Here is a 15,215-nt window from a genome sequence, read left to right on the forward strand (position 1 = left end):
GAGCCAGAGCCAGAGCCAGAGCCAGAGCCAGAGCCAGAGCCAGAGCCAGAGCCAGAGCCAAAAGCCGCAGAGGTTGATGTTGCTTGGGCAAATGCTAAGTTAACTCAGGCTATAGCCGATACTGACGCTGCCACAGATACCGCGGCAAAATATATTGCAATGTCTTCGACTGTTGCGGAGTGTTATAAGCAACGTAAACAAGCTGAATATGTAACGTATGGTGCAAACTTATCTAAGCGATATACAGCACTGTTTACCGTTTATGCTGCTGAAACTAAGACAGATAATCCAGATGCTGAAGTCAAAGGGATTGGCCTAATGCACATGTCGACCTTGCTCAACGACAATGGTGAGTTTGATGCGGCTATCGCGATATGTAAAACAGCGATTAAACATGATGTTAGTGATGGTACAGTGACCGGCTTTGAGGGCCGTGTTACTCGGATTGACAAGGCTAAAGCCAAAGCAAATAAATAAAGCGATGTCAGTAAAGTTCATCAATCGCTGACGAAGCGGTGTAGAATAAGCTAAATTGCTTACGATAAAGGCGAACATTTGTTCGCCTTTTTTTATTTAAAGGGTCTTCAGCATGAAATTGCGTTTAGTGTGCTTCATTTCATTTTTATCTTTTGGTTTAACAGCATGCACTGACTCTCCAGAGTGGACATTGCTCTATTATCCTAGCGCGGCAGCAAAGCCGAGTGTCGAGCAGTCTGCAGAGTTTATAAGTGGTTACTATGCGTCGGTTGATCAATGTCATGCCAAAGGCAAAGGTTTACTGCGCCTGAGTGACGATAAAAATGCCGATTATGTGTGTGGCCATTTGTGTGTTGCCGATGGTAAAACATTGGTTTGTCAAAGCCAGATATCGTCTGCCGAGTAAATGGAATTCGATAACGTTCGACAAGTACACCCCATACAAAAGAGTCGCGAGAGTTAGCTAGATGAAACTAAATGCTATTACGTTAGATCGTCAAACTTTGAGCTTGTCGGTACAAGCAGATATTGATTTTGAGCTGTTTGCCCAATTTGCTGAACCTTTTGCAGCGGCGATTGATTGCAGGGTCGTAGAGAGACAATGGGGAGCAGATAGGCATCAATGGTTATTGGAGTTTGAAGGAACCCACCTACAACTTCATTATGAATTTTATGGCGACATATGTTGGCTTTCAACTGAGAGAGAAGACGAGTTCGATGTGCTGGTCTATCTAGCCGAATTGATGCAGTCTTACATTGTGGCGCAAGCATAACATTAGCCTGAGTTACACCGAGTCACCTTTAGCTAGAGCATTTATAGATGAATAGAATAGAGCCGATTAAGACAGCGATAGCCGCCGTAGATGAAGATTCAGCATTTCATTACCAAGCGTTGACGCCGGATCTTATTTTGACCGCCATTGAAACGTTAGGCATATATCCTGAAACGGGCTTACTGGCACTCAATAGTTACGAAAACCGCGTCTATCAATTCCGTTGTGATAGCGGTCAGCGCTATGTGGTGAAGTTCTACCGGCCTGAGCGATGGTCAGATCAACAGATCCAAGAGGAGCATGACTTTTCTGCTGCGCTGGTGGAGCAAGAAGTGCCTATTGCCACCCCCGTAATTGTTGATGGTCGATCTTTACATGAGTATAAAGGATTTAGGTTTGCGCTATTTCCCTCTATTGGTGGGCGAGCATTTGAAGTTGATAACCTTGAACAGTTAGAGTCTGTTGGCCGTTTTATCGGTCGCATTCACCAGTTCTCGAAACAGGCAGACTTTGTCTATCGCGATACTATGTCGCCGCAGCTGCTGGGTGATGATTCCCTTAAGTGGCTAAAAGAGTCGGGTCATATTCCCAAAAGCTTAGCATTACCTTACTTTACAGTGGTTGAGCAAATCTTAGAGAAATCTAGCGCGATGTGGCAGCCACAAAAGTACCGCAATATTCGACTTCATGGTGATCTACACCCAAGCAATATATTGTGGACGCCTGATGGTCCAGGCTTTGTTGACTTAGATGATGCGAAAATGGGGCCCGCAGTACAAGATCTTTGGATGATGCTTGCAGGTGATAGGCAGCAACAGACTTTACAGCTAGAAGTGTTGTTAGAGTCCTACGAAGAGTTCTGTGAGTTCGATACTCGAGAGCTACAACTTATTGAGCCTTTAAGAGCGATGAGAATGTTGCATTACAATGCGTGGTTAAGTCGTCGTTGGGCAGACCCTGCATTTCCAATGAATTTTCCATGGTTTGCTGAAGGAAAATACTGGGAACAACAAATTTTAGCTTTTAAAGAGCAACTTGCCGCACTTGATGAGCCACCACTGAGTTTAATGCCACAATATTAAATTATATTAAAACTCGCATTTTGTAACAGAAAAATGAACTTATGCGCTTGAGGTCGACTCGAAAGAGCATTATGTTATTGTGAAAATTATTAAAGATGCATTTAGCATCACCAAGGAATCCACATGAAAAAAGCATTATTGGTCGCATTTGCATTATTAGTTGCGCCTATGGCTGCAATGGCTGCAGATTACAAAGAAGGCGTACATTACACTGTCATTAATCAAGGGCCTGCAACGGCAAAGCCTGAAATTACCGAGTTTTTCTCTTTTTATTGTCCACATTGCTATAACTTTGCCAAGTCAGAAGTGCCAAAAATTAAAGCTGGCTTGCCTGAAGGTGTTGTCTTTAAGCAAAACCATGTTGATTTTATCAATGGCAACATGGGCGTGGAAATGTCTCGTGCTTTTGCTGTGGCGCATCAGTTAAAAGTTGATGAGAAAATGGAAACTGCAATTTTTTCAGCCATTCATGACAAGAAACAGCATTTTACTAACCGTGATGATGTAAAAGCGATTTTTGTGGCTAATGGTGTTGACGGTAAAGCCTTCGATGCTGCTGCAAACTCATTCATGGTGAGTGCTCAAATGTCGAACATGAAGCGTGCGACTGAGAATGCAAAAATATCTGGTGTACCCGCACTGGTTGTCAATGGTAAGTACCGTGTTGAAACAGGTGCAATCAAATCATACGACGAACTACTTGATATCGCGTACTACCTGACCACAATGAAGTAAATACGACCTCGAAAATATTAAGGAGCCCTAGCGCTCCTTTTTTTGTGTCTGCTCGTGGGGATATATTTAACCTCGTATTACGGGCATAAAAAAACCGTGCTTCTTGGTCGCAAGAAGCACGGCTACGGAGCTAAAAAGCTCAACGTTACCCTGAGTAACCCCTAAACGTTAACAGGGTGTCAAAAAATTGGCAAGCGACAATTTGATGACAATGCTATTTAGGTGCTTGATTGGGATGAGAATTTATAAGTTGTTTAAATTTGATTCAATTCTTTACAAATTAATTTTCGATTTAATGAAACTCTCATGGTAAAACACCTGTCGAAGCAACACAGATAACAATAAACAACGTTGTGGGGAGGTCTAGTGAGAGTTTTTCCTGTCTATGCACCAAAGCTAATCGTTAAACATGCGCGCATCTTTTTAACTGGAGTGATCTGGGTAAAAGATTTGGGTCGAATTGAATTTGATAAAGGACGATTTTTATTACCAAGGAAAAGTTTACCTAAAGTTAAACAAGCTATATTGGAACTCAATGGCTTAATTGAAACACAAAATAGTGACATGCAAACGGCATAACAACGGCTTTATGCATTGTTAATCGGTAAAACAGCAACATGGTTTTATTGCGAGTAGCGGACTTAGAACGTTAAAGCAGATGCTCGCAGTTCCATACGAAGCAGCAAAGAAGGCGAGGGCTGACCTTGATTGGCCGCACCAGCTGTATTCGTAGTAATCATTTTCGCAGGTGTCGCTATGTGAACTTACTTAGCGACACAACTGCAAAAATAACGATTACGTAAACTCACCTAAGAAAGGTTAGCTAACCTCTTCGTTAAGCAGACCAACTAAACCTGTTACTTTTTCGTTCCAAGAGTTCAATTCTTGTTGTAACAGTTGGTTTTGTTCTGTCAAACTTGTGCTCGACTGTTTCTCTTCTTCAAGCTCCATTCTTAGTAGCTCAATAGTTTCAAGTGCTGCTTGGATTTTTGTTTCCAATTTTGACAATAGTTCAAGGCTCATGGGAGTCCCTTTGGTAGCATGATGATAGCTCCGATTCTAGCAGCGACGGGGTCTTAGTGAATAGTTAATTATGCTAAATGAAGCAAAATCTTACGATAAAAGTTGTGAGAGTGGCTTTTTTTTGTACTTGTGACTAACTCGTTAGTATCCATCTCTTTATTTCTACAGGAATTGCAGCCATGTTAGGCAATATCTTAATGCTGACTCCGTTGGTTTTAACCTTAGTATTAGCCTTAGTTTTACGACGTACACTTGTGGCTTTAGGCGTTGGTATTATCTCAGGTGCACTTATTATCAGCGCATTTAACCCTGTTAATACAACCGTATATTTATCGTCAAAAGCTTGGATGCAATTTTATGCTGATGGGCAGTGGCAAGCTTGGCACCTTAACGTGCTGGCCGCGATGGCGTTACTGGGTATGATGACACAGCTGCTTGCCCGAGGCGGCGCGGTAAAATCATTTGCTGATTGGCTATATCACCGAATTAAAAGCGGTCGTCAGGCGCGGGTCGGTGTTGTTGTGCTGGGGTGGGTGGTTTTTATTGATGGTATCTTTAGTTGTCTGGCGGTGGGTCATGTATGCCAACCTCTCAGTCAACGATATAGCATGAGTAAAGAGCAAATAGCATATCTTGTTGACTCAAATGCCTCGCCATTGTGTGCATTGTTGCCCTTCTCCAGTTGGGGCCCTTATGTCATGGCGATTTTGGCGAGTATTACGCTATTGCCTCTCTCGCCGCTAGAATCCTTTATTGAAATAGCAAAGCTCAACTTTTACGCGATTACCGTGATTATATTGTCGCTATTGGTGGCTTGGTTTGGTATTGGCTTTACCTATACCGCAACAACGGAACCAGAATCTGCAGAGGTTGAAGCGGGTAATCCGTGGTTATTGGGCATTCCTATGGCAAGCCTATTGATTGCATCGGTGGCTTTAACGTTATGGTCAGGCGCATCTAATTCGCAATCAGCGGATATTAGCCAGTGGATCACTTCGGCTGATATTGGCGCTGCCATGCGCGATGCTTGTATTTTAGCAATGACTATTGCCGTCTTTATGCTGAAGCTCTCTGGTCGCAAAGCTCAGGAGCTTGTGGTGGACATGTTTGCGGGAATGAAGGTCATCAGTTTTGCAATATCCATTTTGCTATTTACTTGGATGATTGGCGCCGTCATTGCTGATTTAGGCGTGGCTAAATTATTAGCCAGTTGGGCAGAACAGTTTATCTCAAGCAATATGTTAGTCGCAGGTACCTTTATCCTCTGCGCTGTAATGGCGTTTACCACAGGATCAAGTTGGGGCACTTTTGCCATTATGATCCCCATCGGAGCCGAGATTGCTGTTGCCGTTGATTCGACTTTGATGCTGCCAGTATTAAGCGCGGTGATGGCCGGATCAGTATTTGGAGACCATTGCTCTCCAATCTCAGACACCAGTGTGATTAGTGCTACCAGCTCGGGCTGTGAGCCTCACGCGCACGTGGTTACCCAGCTTCCTTTTGCGTTGATTGCGGCCTTTAGTGCGTTATTAGGCTTTCAGTTAATTAACTTGAAGGTAGACCCGATATGGTCGTGGTGTATCGTTCTGCTCGCTGCACTGCTACTACTTGCTCTTTATCATCGAGGGACTCGCGGTAGCCAAGTTGAGGTGGCTAAGGCGCAATCGTAATACGCTTAAAATCGGCTGCGGTATCAATGGGCGTTATCGCGATGATTTGATCTAAGCGTATTTCGTTGAGGCTATTATTTTGCTTAACGACTTGTTTTACTATCAGCCATTCCGTTTTGTCAGCCTTAGTGACTAAGGTTACTGCCTGGGCAGTTAGTGGCGCTTTATTATGTAACTCAATTTTTAATTGATAGCCTCTCATGCAAGCTAATTCTAAATAATCATGGCAATGACAATTAACGGTAATGTAGGGCTGCATAGGTACCTCTAAAATTAGTAGTGAATGCTTTTTCTTCTTGGCTAGGTCTATTGTAGAAAGCCAAGGAGATTTAGCTAATGTTAATGAATTCTATTGCTGTAGCTGTTTTATGTGGATCGTTATTGGTTACGACCACTGCGGCCGCGCAAACGTTGACTCAGTTTAATAAGACAAGCACGACGACCCGCCCATACTTTATTGAGCTATACACCTCACAAGGCTGCAGTAGTTGCCCTCCGGCAGAGACTTGGCTGTCTGCATTTAGCAAACAGACCGAACTTTGGCATAAATACTTCCCCATTGCTTTTCATGTCACTTACTGGGATTACATCGGTTGGAAAGATCCTTTTGCAGCGAAAACTTTTAGTCAGCGGCAATATGATCATCTTAACGCCAAGCACATTGGCCAGGTTTACACTCCGCAGTTTGTCATTAACGGCCAAGAGTGGCGGGGTTGGTTTGATCGTAAATTAGGGGATGTCTTTAGCAAAGTACAACCGGAAGTCGGAGCATTATCTGTTTCTATTGAAGGCCTGCAACTAACCGCTAGCTTCGATAACCAAACAGGCAATAGTGCACCTATTGAGCTGCACTTGGCTTTGGTGGGGGCAGGCTTGGAAACGGAGGTTAAACGCGGTGAGAATCGTAATAAACAACTGAAGCATGATTTTACTGTGCTGAGTCATCAAGTGATTAAATCGAATAGAAGGCAGCAAAGTACATTTACAGCAGAAATTGAGCGTATTGATACCAAGTCATGGACGGCTGAGCAATTTGCTTGGGTGGCGTGGATAGAACAAAGAGATCAACCAGTGCAGGCCGTTGCGGCTTGGTTAGAAGCTGAGTGACTTTAGAATATTAAAAGCGATAATCGATATCGGGTGTCAGCGACTCAATCAGACTTGTTAGATAGCATTGAGCGGTATACCTGTTTTGCCTTCAATATTAAGACTCGCTAGCTAGAGTCCCTTAGACAATATGTTGAATATAGAGTTAATAAAAAAGCCCTGCATATGCAAGGCTCTAATTGATAGGGATATTGTTTAAACCTTATTCAACATTTTGGATCTGCTCGCGCATCTGCTCAATAAGCACTTTAAGCTCTACTGCAGCAGCAGTGACGTCTGCGCTGATAGATTTTGAGGCTAAGGTGTTTGATTCACGATTGAACTCTTGCATCATAAAGTCGAGTCTACGGCCTTGTGCACCACCTTTTTTAAGGATGAGACGTGTCTCGGTAACGTGTGCATCAAGGCGGTCCATCTCTTCGGCAACGTCCATTTTTTGTGCCATTAATACCATCTCTTGTTCCATACGGGCTGGATCAAGTTCGCCGGTGATCTCGGCTAAACGGTTAGTAAGCTTATCGCGCTGCCATTGCATAATCGTTGGCATATGACCACGAACCACGGCAACTTGCTCCACTATTTGGTCGAGACGAGTTTGCAACATAGTATTGATTGCTTCACCTTCGCGGCCACGAGCTTCAATAAATTCATCGATAGCTAAGTCGAATGCACCCAATAGATCTTTACCTAAGGCGTCCATATCTTGCTCTGAGCTAGACATCACACCAGGCCAACGCAGCACGTCAACGACATTGAGTTCGCCTTGCTTAGCTTCATCTTTTACCCAATTAGCGGCGTTGATAATTTGCTTAGCGAGTTCTTTATTGAGTTGCAGTTCGCTGCTATCACCTTCATTGAGGTCATAACGCAGGTTAACTTCAATTTTACCGCGGTTTAAACGTTTACGAAGACGATCTCTAAGCACTGGCTCTAAGCTGCGGAAATGTTCTGGTAAACGCAAGTAGGTTTCTAGGTAGCGCTGGTTAACGGAACGGATTTCCCAAGAGGCGGTGCCCCAATCTGCTTTGTGCTCAATGCGAGCATAGGCTGTCATGCTTTGGATCATGAATAATTTCCAGTGTAGTTCGTCTAAGTGAGTTGTGATTATATACTCAATTAGCATGAAGGTGCAGGATCTAGCCTTAATTTACTGTCGGGATTTTAAGATGAGTTTTATTTTTCAGATAGCATACTGGCTCACATGTCCCTATAATATGCAGCCAAATTACCCCAATGTTTTCAAATACAGGAATTCACTATGCGCCCAAGCGACAGAACTCCAGCACAATCTCGTCCAGTGACTATTACACGTCAGTTTACCGCTCATGCCGAAGGTTCGGTTTTAGTTGAGTTTGGTGACACTAAAGTGCTGTGTACCGCCAGTTTTGAAGAGGGTGTACCGCGTTTTCTTAAAGGCCAAGGCCAAGGTTGGGTTACTGCTGAATATGGTATGTTGCCGCGTTCTACGCATAGCCGCATGAACCGTGAAGCGGCTCGTGGTAAGCAGTCTGGCCGTACTCAAGAGATCCAGCGTTTAATCGGCCGTTCACTACGTGCAGCTGTTGATATGAAGCTACTGGGTGAAAACACGATTGTTATTGATTGTGATGTTATTCAAGCAGACGGTGGCACGCGTACAGCTGCTATTACAGGTGCTTGTGTGGCATTAGTTGATGCACTTAACTGGGCACGCGGTAAAGGCATTTTAAAGACTAACCCACTTAAGTTCCTTATTGCTGCTGTTAGTGTTGGTATCTATAAAGGCGAGCCTATCTGCGATTTAGAATATATTGAAGATAGCGCAGCTGAAACCGACATGAATGTTGTGATGACTGAAACTGGTAAAATGATTGAGATCCAAGGTACAGCCGAAGGCGAGCCGTTCAGTCATGAAGAGCTATTGAGCTTATTAGAACTCGCTAAGCATGGTATCCGAGAGATCGTTGATATTCAAAAAGCGTCTTTAAGCTAAATCGTATTGTTGTTACTAGGGCCCTACGGGGTCCTTTTTGTAAGTGCTTTTTGACCGCGCTTATAATAAATAAAATGATTAAAATAATTTGAGTTGCCCTACATTTTTTAAGGAGAGATTGTGAAAGCCTATCAACGTGAGTTTATTGAGTTTGCCCTTGAGCGCAAGGTACTTAGATTTGGCGAGTTTACGTTAAAATCAGGCCGCACTAGCCCTTACTTTTTTAATGCTGGTTTGTTTAATACCGGTCGTGATTTAGCGCGTCTTGGTCGTTTTTATGCAACGGCATTAGTTGATTCAGCTATTGAATATGATTTACTGTTTGGTCCTGCATATAAAGGCATTCCCATTGCGACAACAACGGCGGTTGCTTTGTGTGAACACCACGATATCGATATGCCTTACTGCTTTAACCGTAAAGAAAAAAAACAACATGGTGAAGGCGGCAGCCTAGTCGGTAGCGAGCTTAAAGGCCGTGTGATGTTAGTCGATGATGTCATTACTGCTGGCACAGCCATTCGCGAGTCAATGGAAATTATCGCGGCTCACAATGCTAAGTTAGCGGGTGTGTTGATTGCACTTGATCGTCAAGAGAAAGGCAAAGGTGAGTTATCTGCCATTCAAGAAGTTGAGCGTGATTTTGGTTGTGAGATTGTGTCGATTATTAAACTTGAAGACTTGATTAACTACCTGTCAGAAAAGACCGGTATGGAAACAGAGCTGGCGTCAGTGAGTGCTTACCGCGACCAATACGGGATTTAAAGTGTAGAAAGCCTCTGACTACAGAGCGCTGCGCTTACGGAAAAGCAGGAGCACAAATTAATATTTAGAATCGGCTTTGATTTTCCGTGAGGCCGAAGTCCGTTCCGTTATAGGGCTATTTCATTTTCTTATCTAGAAACTAAAAAACGCTGCGTTTATGACGCAGCGTTTTTGTTTCTGGCGCAGTATTTTAGAACCTAGAACCTAGAACCTAAAGTTGGGCTAGTTGCTAAGAAACTCAGCCCGTGTGGCAGGGTTAGATTTAAAAATACCGCCTAATGCTGTAGTGGTTGTTGAGCTGGTTGAATCCATCACGCCACGTGATTTTACGCAGTAATGTACCGCATCCATTTTAACGGCGACGTCTTTGGTTTCTAGTAAGGTTTGCAGTGCAACTAAAACCTGTTGCGTCAGACGCTCTTGTACCTGTGGCCGCTGCGCAAAGAAGCGCACTATACGGTTTATCTTGGATAAGCCAATAATGTTTTTACGCGGCAAGTAAGCTACTCGTGCTAGGCCATCGATGGTGACTAAGTGATGCTCGCAAGTACTGGTGAGACTTATGTCATTAACCTTGACCATCTCGTCGAAGCCCATCTTATTTTCAATCACGGTGATTTTTGGGAAATTGGCGTAATCGAGACCTGAAAATATCTCATCAACGTACATTTTTGCAATGCGACGTGGCGTATCGGTCAAGCTGTCGTCACGTAGATCTAACGACATTAATGTTAGAATCTCGCGCATATGATGCTCAATTTTATCCTTACGTTCTTCAGGACTAAATTCGCAGGGTAGCATCGGGGTTTCAAGTCCGCGTTCAAGTAGCGCAGCTTGTACTAATTGTGCTGATTCGCTGAGGATAGCTTCTTTTGATGTCATAATGTCCTCCACTTTAATGGGTAGTGGTGCTGTCTCTGGTGATCTTAGTTGCGGTTCGCAATTTGACAGGTATCGCTTAACAGTAATAGTAGAGCGTTAACGCTTTGCTTTGGCGCTAAGATGCACGGAGGCACAGCGATTTGATGCAAATATACACCAAAAATCTCGCTTGCGATAAGAAAAACCGACTAATTTAGTCGGTTTTTCTATTTGAGGGATTACAGCTTAAGGTTGGTCTTTAAGAAGCTGAGCATTTCACTGTAGTATTTTGCCCTATGTCCGTCATCATAAAATCCATGACCTTCATCATCCATCACTAACTTTTTAAAGGGATAATCGATTTCTTTGAGACTATCTTCTAATGATTCAAGTTGTTCAATGGGAGCTCTTTCATCTTCACCGCCATGAACTAATAAAATGTTGGTTTTGAGTTTGCTCACATTATAAGTTGGCGACATCGATTTTAATAATGCTTGGTCTTCACCAAGTATCTCTTTTAAGTAGTTCAGACCTGATCGGCGTCCTTGTACGTCACCTTCCTCAAACATGAGTGGTAAGTCGTAAACGCCGGCAAATCCAATGGCACACTTAAACATGTTCGGTTCGATAATGGCGCTTTGTAAGGCGCTATAACCACCAAAACTGCCTCCGGCAATACAGATACGCTTTTCATCAACGTAGCCTTCCTCTATAACGTACTGCGTAGCATCAATGATGTCATACTGAATATCAGTGCCCCACTTTTGGTACCCAGCCTTTTCAAAGGCATTACCGTAACCACCTGAACCACGGAAGTTGACTTGTAGTACCGCCATCCCTTCACTGGCTAACATTTGGTTTTGTGCGTTAAAGCCCCACCAATCTCTGACGTTATATGGGCCTCCATGGGGGTTTACCACTAAGGGTAAATTCTTGGCTTCTTTACCATGAGGTAATGTTAAGTAACCACTTATTTTGATCCCGTCTCGACTGACAAAACTGATAGGTTTAACTTCAGCCATTAGTTCAGGGTCGAGCCATTGTTTTTGAGATGCTAGATATTCAAGCTTTACTTTTTCAGTATCAAAGATGTAGTAGTCGCCTGGGTTGCGATCATTAGATGCTTTTATAATGAGTAAGTTGGAATCTCTATTTTCACTGACAATTTGGACCTGGTGACCAGGTAAAGCCGCTATCAGTTGTTTAAGTATTTTTGTGTGTTGTTCTTTGGGATTAACAAAAGCGTAGGTTGGGTAACCGTTGTCGAACTCTACTGCGTACAATTTTTTAGTTTTCTGGTTAATCCAAAAATTGCTTGGGTCGACAACTTCATCTTGAATTATTTTCTTTTTATTACCTGTTTCAAGATCGATGCTGTACACACCTAAAGTTTGCCCATCTTCACGGCCTGCGGCATAAATACTGTTTTTCTGTTCAGCAAAAGAAATAGGGCTAAAATCAAGGAGACCAATTGAGAGTTGGTCACTATTTACCCATTCACCATCTTTGCGGTAAAACACTTTAGTGGTGTTAGTTTTATCTTCACCAACAGCAAAGCGAACTTCACCTTTAAAATCAGTTAAGAATCTAGAATGACCAATTGGCGCACGCATCAGTTTTCTGCGTTTTCCTTTGTATATGTCGACACGGTAAACGTCTTGTTTCCGCTCATAATCAAGGGTACGTTTATTATTCCAAGGTATTGCGTTAACCAACATGTAACGATCATCATTTGGCAGTGGATCTAAAATATAAGCGGTGGCTCGAATAGCTGTGTTCTTTTTTAGGTTTGAACCTGTTTGTTGTTCGCCACCGTTATAGCCAAACAAATATTGCGCATTAGAGCCATCAGCATTAACAGCAAATAACTCACCATAATAGATGGGAGTATCTTGCCAGCCTTTTAAGTACTCTTTTTGCAAAACGATTCGATCATCATTAGCCCATGCGTAGTTACCGACTTGAGCATTACCAGGGAAAAATACTGCATGGTGTAATTTCTTAGTTTTAGCATCCAATATTAACAGTTTATTTTTACCATCATGTTTGGTAATAGCGCCGATATAGTCACCGCCAGGTGAGAGTTTTAGATGACTAAACTCCGCTCCGCGACTAAATTGTTTTGCTATAGTTAGGGTGGTGTCTGAGCCGAAGGCCGGCATAGCTGTGGCAATAAGCACAACTAGGCTAATGAGAGAGGTGATCCTCATAATACTTCCTTGTTTAATTATAAAGAGTTGTATTTTTAAGCAGTTAGAGAGTAGGGGAAAAGTAATAAATTTTCAATGGGAAAGTTAACTAATAAGTAAGTGGCGAATGGCCCGCCACTTAGCGCATTAATGGCTAGCTCTGCAGCAGTTGTTGCTGAACAAATGCCCATTGTTCATTAAAGTGCTTGGTAGGCTTTATTTTAAACTCACTGCGAACAAACTGGGCAATTCTGCCCTCGGCAATTGCAAGCAGTAAGTTAGCCAGAACGGCTTCATCGATGTTAAAGCCTTGGGCTTCGCGTAAGCTTTTCTCGCGTAGAATTTGCTTAAGATGAGTTTCAATTTTAGAAAAAAGTTGACTAATTCGACTGCGTAAACGTTCGTGTTCACCGAGTAAGGCGTCACCGTTTAACACTCTCGAAATACCGGGGTTACGCTCGGCGAAAACCAGCAGCAGTTGCAATAACTGTTGGCAGCGTTTCATGGTGTCTTTTTCTTCATCCATGATGAGATTGATTCGAGAAAGCAGTGACTCCTCGATAAACTCAATAAGGCCTTCAAACATACGTGCTTTGCTCGGAAAGTGACGGTAGAGGGCTGCCTCTGATACGCCAACTTCAGCTGCTAATTTAGCAGTGGTTATACGTTGTCCTGGATTTGTTTCTAGCATGGTCGCCAAACATTGAAGAATATGTTCGCGACGGTTTATTTTTGGGCTTGCAGCCATTTATCAGTCCTTCACTCGATTACTACTGAGCGAGATAGCAAGGAAACGCTGCTCCGTGCTATCTATAAAATGTAGTGATGCGTTTAACGCGGTAATGTATTATTTTGTACCTGAATGACCAAACCCGCCTGCACCGCGATCTGAGCTATCAAATTCATCCACAAGCTTAAACTCAGCCTGTACGACGGGAACAAACACTAACTGCGCAAGACGGTCACCAATTTCGATAGTGAAGGGTTCACTACCACGATTCCAGCAAGAAACCATTAAGGGTCCTTGGTAATCAGAGTCGATTAACCCCACTAAGTTACCGAGCACGATACCGTGCTTATGACCTAGGCCTGAACGAGGCAATATGATGGCGGCCAAACTTGGATCTGCCACATGCACTGCAATACCGGTAGGGATAAGGACGGTTTGACCCGGTTGTATGGTGAGAGCAGTGTCGGTGATAGCGCGTAAATCCATTCCTGCGCTACCTGGAGTCGCATATGCAGGCAACGGAAACTGCGTGCCAATACGTGAGTCTAGGATCTTTAATTCAATCGGTGTTTTCATTTATTTTTTTACTTTTTCTGCGATTAGGGTGAGTAATTGCTTGGCTAACGTTTGTTTGTCAACAGGGGGTAAGTGTGTCGCACCACCGTGCCAAAACACGCTGAGCGCATTATTGTCGCTATTAAAACCAATGTTACTGTTAGACACATCATTGGCGGCGATCATATCGAGTTTCTTACGCACCAGTTTACCTTTGGCGTATTGTTCGACATTATTTGTTTCTGCTGCAAAACCAACCGTAAACGGACGTTTTGCATGGCTGGCAACGGTGGCTAAGATATCAGGATTTCGAACGAGCGCAAGCTGCATCTGTTCCGCAGATTTTTTTATTTTACTCTCTGCAATATCCGCTATTCGATAATCAGCCACTGCCGCACAACCGATAAAAATTTGGTGGTTTTCTACTTCTGGGATCACGGCATCAAGCATCTCTTGTGCTGACCCAACATCAATACGGGTGACATTCGCTGGAGTGGCTAAGTTTACAGGTCCTGCAACGAGTGTGACAGTTGCACCCATCTCAGCAGCCGCGCTAGCAAGTGCAAAGCCCATTTTTCCTGAACTGTGATTCGAGATATACCTTACCGGATCTATGGCTTCACGAGTGGGTCCTGCCGTGAGTAATAAAGAGACGCCATCTAACAATTTTGGCCCTAATAGCTGTTCGGCTCGTTCTGCAATCGCCACGGGTTCTAACATTCTGCCAGGGCCCACTTCGCCACAGGCTTGTGAGCCAGAATCTGGGCCCCATATTGTAAAGCCGCGTTGTGCTACGGTTTTTAAATTGGCTTGCGTCGCTGCATTGCGGTACATCTGCTGATTCATCGCAGGGCAAAGCACTATGGGCGCTTCTGTTGCTAGGCATGTGGTGGTGATGAGTTCATCGGCCATGCCGATACTCATGCGCGCAATTAAGTTTGCCGTGGCGGGGGCAATAATGATTAAGTCAGCCCAGCGGGCTAATTCTATATGGCCCATGGAGGCTTCAGCAGTGGGGTCGAGCAGGTCGGTGGCAACCGGATAGCCAGATAAAGCTTGGAGGGTGAGTGGTGTGATAAATTGCTGCGCACTTTGGCTCATGACGACTCTAACGTCAGCGCCACGGTCTTTTAGTTTGCGAACTAAATCAGCAGATTTATAGGCAGCAATGCCACCTCCAATTCCTAAAAGGACTTTCTTGTTTTTCAAACCCATACGTACTCTTCCATTATCATTTTGACGGATTTTAATGCCATCCGTGCAGTCGATGTGCGGCCTA

17 protein-coding genes and 1 pseudogene are annotated in these 15,215 nt (G+C 43.6%); 10 read left to right on the forward strand and 8 right to left on the reverse strand.

What is annotated here, in order from left to right; all coding sequences use genetic code 11:
* The 6 genes and pseudogenes from CXF86_RS22690 to CXF86_RS06040 all read left to right on the forward strand — a co-directional run.
* Positions 1-477 (forward strand): annotated as a pseudogene (locus CXF86_RS22690) (hypothetical protein); the annotation flags it as partial.
* A gap of 112 nt (positions 478-589) precedes the next feature.
* On the forward strand, positions 590-883 hold the full coding sequence (locus CXF86_RS06020; protein ID WP_102038603.1) for a hypothetical protein: 294 nt from the start codon (positions 590-592) through the stop codon (positions 881-883).
* A gap of 61 nt (positions 884-944) precedes the next feature.
* On the forward strand, positions 945-1,250 hold the full coding sequence (locus tag CXF86_RS06025; RefSeq protein ID WP_101089340.1) for a DUF3630 family protein: 306 nt from the start codon (positions 945-947) through the stop codon (positions 1,248-1,250).
* A gap of 47 nt (positions 1,251-1,297) precedes the next feature.
* On the forward strand, positions 1,298-2,332 hold the full coding sequence (locus tag CXF86_RS06030; protein ID WP_101089341.1) for a serine/threonine protein kinase: 1,035 nt from the start codon (positions 1,298-1,300) through the stop codon (positions 2,330-2,332).
* Between the two features lie 123 nt (positions 2,333-2,455).
* Positions 2,456-3,067, forward strand: a complete 612-nt coding sequence (locus CXF86_RS06035) for a thiol:disulfide interchange protein DsbA/DsbL (protein WP_101089342.1) — start codon at positions 2,456-2,458, stop codon at positions 3,065-3,067.
* Between the two features lie 366 nt (positions 3,068-3,433).
* On the forward strand, positions 3,434-3,646 hold the full coding sequence (locus CXF86_RS06040) for a DUF1107 domain-containing protein (RefSeq protein ID WP_101089343.1): 213 nt from the start codon (positions 3,434-3,436) through the stop codon (positions 3,644-3,646).
* A gap of 240 nt (positions 3,647-3,886) precedes the next feature.
* Here CXF86_RS06040 and CXF86_RS06045 read toward each other — a convergent pair whose 3' ends face one another.
* Entirely contained in the window at positions 3,887-4,090 is a 204-nt protein-coding gene (locus CXF86_RS06045) for a cell division protein ZapB (RefSeq protein ID WP_101089344.1), read from the reverse strand.
* Between the two features lie 179 nt (positions 4,091-4,269).
* Here CXF86_RS06045 and CXF86_RS06050 point away from each other — a divergent pair, with 179 nt between their 5' ends.
* Positions 4,270-5,760, forward strand: coding sequence for a Na+/H+ antiporter NhaC family protein (locus CXF86_RS06050; RefSeq protein ID WP_102038604.1), 1,491 nt, complete (start codon positions 4,270-4,272; stop codon positions 5,758-5,760).
* Here CXF86_RS06050 and CXF86_RS06055 read toward each other — a convergent pair.
* Positions 5,744-6,019 (reverse strand): Rho-binding antiterminator, encoded by a 276-nt coding sequence (locus CXF86_RS06055; protein ID WP_101089346.1) that lies wholly within the window; start codon positions 6,017-6,019, stop codon positions 5,744-5,746. The two genes, CXF86_RS06050 and CXF86_RS06055, sit on opposite strands and share 17 nt — an antisense overlap.
* Positions 6,020-6,096: 77 nt before the next feature.
* Between CXF86_RS06055 and CXF86_RS06060 the strand changes: the two genes are divergently transcribed.
* A complete protein-coding gene (locus CXF86_RS06060; protein ID WP_257985302.1) occupies positions 6,097-6,867 on the forward strand; it encodes a DUF1223 domain-containing protein in 771 nt (256 codons plus the stop codon).
* Between the two features lie 202 nt (positions 6,868-7,069).
* Here the strand turns inward: CXF86_RS06060 and CXF86_RS06065 are convergent, their stop codons facing one another.
* A complete protein-coding gene (locus CXF86_RS06065) occupies positions 7,070-7,933 on the reverse strand; it encodes a YicC/YloC family endoribonuclease (protein ID WP_101089348.1) in 864 nt (287 codons plus the stop codon).
* 192 nt (positions 7,934-8,125) lie between these two features.
* On the opposite strand from CXF86_RS06065, the gene rph reads away from it, so the two are divergent.
* Together rph and pyrE are read left to right on the forward strand one after the other, a co-directional pair.
* Entirely contained in the window at positions 8,126-8,839 is a 714-nt protein-coding gene (gene rph, locus CXF86_RS06070) for a ribonuclease PH (protein ID WP_101089349.1), read from the forward strand.
* A gap of 120 nt (positions 8,840-8,959) precedes the next feature.
* Positions 8,960-9,601 (forward strand): orotate phosphoribosyltransferase, encoded by a 642-nt coding sequence (gene pyrE / locus CXF86_RS06075; RefSeq protein ID WP_102038605.1) that lies wholly within the window; start codon positions 8,960-8,962, stop codon positions 9,599-9,601.
* 222 nt (positions 9,602-9,823) lie between these two features.
* Here the strand turns inward: pyrE and folE are convergent, their stop codons facing one another.
* From folE to coaBC, 5 genes are all read right to left on the reverse strand, one after another.
* Positions 9,824-10,483 (reverse strand): GTP cyclohydrolase I FolE, encoded by a 660-nt coding sequence (gene folE / locus CXF86_RS06080; protein WP_101089351.1) that lies wholly within the window; start codon positions 10,481-10,483, stop codon positions 9,824-9,826.
* Between the two features lie 218 nt (positions 10,484-10,701).
* Entirely contained in the window at positions 10,702-12,672 is a 1,971-nt protein-coding gene (locus CXF86_RS06085) for an alpha/beta hydrolase family protein (RefSeq protein ID WP_102038606.1), read from the reverse strand.
* 133 nt (positions 12,673-12,805) lie between these two features.
* Positions 12,806-13,399: a nucleoid occlusion factor SlmA gene (gene slmA / locus CXF86_RS06090; protein ID WP_101089353.1), complete on the reverse strand. Its 594-nt coding sequence runs from the start codon at positions 13,397-13,399 to the stop codon at positions 12,806-12,808.
* A 99-nt stretch (positions 13,400-13,498) separates the two neighbouring features.
* Positions 13,499-13,957, reverse strand: coding sequence for a dUTP diphosphatase (dut, locus tag CXF86_RS06095; RefSeq protein ID WP_101089354.1), 459 nt, complete (start codon positions 13,955-13,957; stop codon positions 13,499-13,501).
* Positions 13,958-15,151, reverse strand: a complete 1,194-nt coding sequence (gene coaBC, locus CXF86_RS06100) for a bifunctional phosphopantothenoylcysteine decarboxylase/phosphopantothenate--cysteine ligase CoaBC (protein ID WP_102038607.1) — start codon at positions 15,149-15,151, stop codon at positions 13,958-13,960.
* Positions 15,152-15,215: the final 64 nt, after the last annotated feature.

The sequence above is a fragment of the Shewanella sp. GutCb genome (assembly GCF_002836135.1).
GTDB lineage: Bacteria > Pseudomonadota > Gammaproteobacteria > Enterobacterales > Shewanellaceae > Shewanella.

Coding starts and splice junctions, on each gene's coding strand:
- CXF86_RS06020 (WP_102038603.1), top strand. CDS start 590: ATGAAATTGCGTTTAGTGTGCTTCATTTCATTTTTATCTTTTGGTTTA.
- CXF86_RS06025 (WP_101089340.1), top strand. CDS start 945: ATGAAACTAAATGCTATTACGTTAGATCGTCAAACTTTGAGCTTGTCG.
- CXF86_RS06030 (WP_101089341.1), top strand. CDS start 1,298: ATGAATAGAATAGAGCCGATTAAGACAGCGATAGCCGCCGTAGATGAA.
- CXF86_RS06035 (WP_101089342.1), top strand. CDS start 2,456: ATGAAAAAAGCATTATTGGTCGCATTTGCATTATTAGTTGCGCCTATG.
- CXF86_RS06045 (WP_101089344.1), bottom strand. CDS start 4,090: ATGAGCCTTGAACTATTGTCAAAATTGGAAACAAAAATCCAAGCAGCA.
- CXF86_RS06050 (WP_102038604.1), top strand. CDS start 4,270: ATGTTAGGCAATATCTTAATGCTGACTCCGTTGGTTTTAACCTTAGTA.
- CXF86_RS06055 (WP_101089346.1), bottom strand. CDS start 6,019: ATGCAGCCCTACATTACCGTTAATTGTCATTGCCATGATTATTTAGAA.
- CXF86_RS06060 (WP_257985302.1), top strand. CDS start 6,097: ATGTTAATGAATTCTATTGCTGTAGCTGTTTTATGTGGATCGTTATTG.
- CXF86_RS06065 (WP_101089348.1), bottom strand. CDS start 7,933: ATGATCCAAAGCATGACAGCCTATGCTCGCATTGAGCACAAAGCAGAT.
- rph (WP_101089349.1), top strand. CDS start 8,126: ATGCGCCCAAGCGACAGAACTCCAGCACAATCTCGTCCAGTGACTATT.
- folE (WP_101089351.1), bottom strand. CDS start 10,483: ATGACATCAAAAGAAGCTATCCTCAGCGAATCAGCACAATTAGTACAA.
- CXF86_RS06085 (WP_102038606.1), bottom strand. CDS start 12,672: ATGAGGATCACCTCTCTCATTAGCCTAGTTGTGCTTATTGCCACAGCT.
- slmA (WP_101089353.1), bottom strand. CDS start 13,399: ATGGCTGCAAGCCCAAAAATAAACCGTCGCGAACATATTCTTCAATGT.
- dut (WP_101089354.1), bottom strand. CDS start 13,957: ATGAAAACACCGATTGAATTAAAGATCCTAGACTCACGTATTGGCACG.
- coaBC (WP_102038607.1), bottom strand. CDS start 15,151: ATGGGTTTGAAAAACAAGAAAGTCCTTTTAGGAATTGGAGGTGGCATT.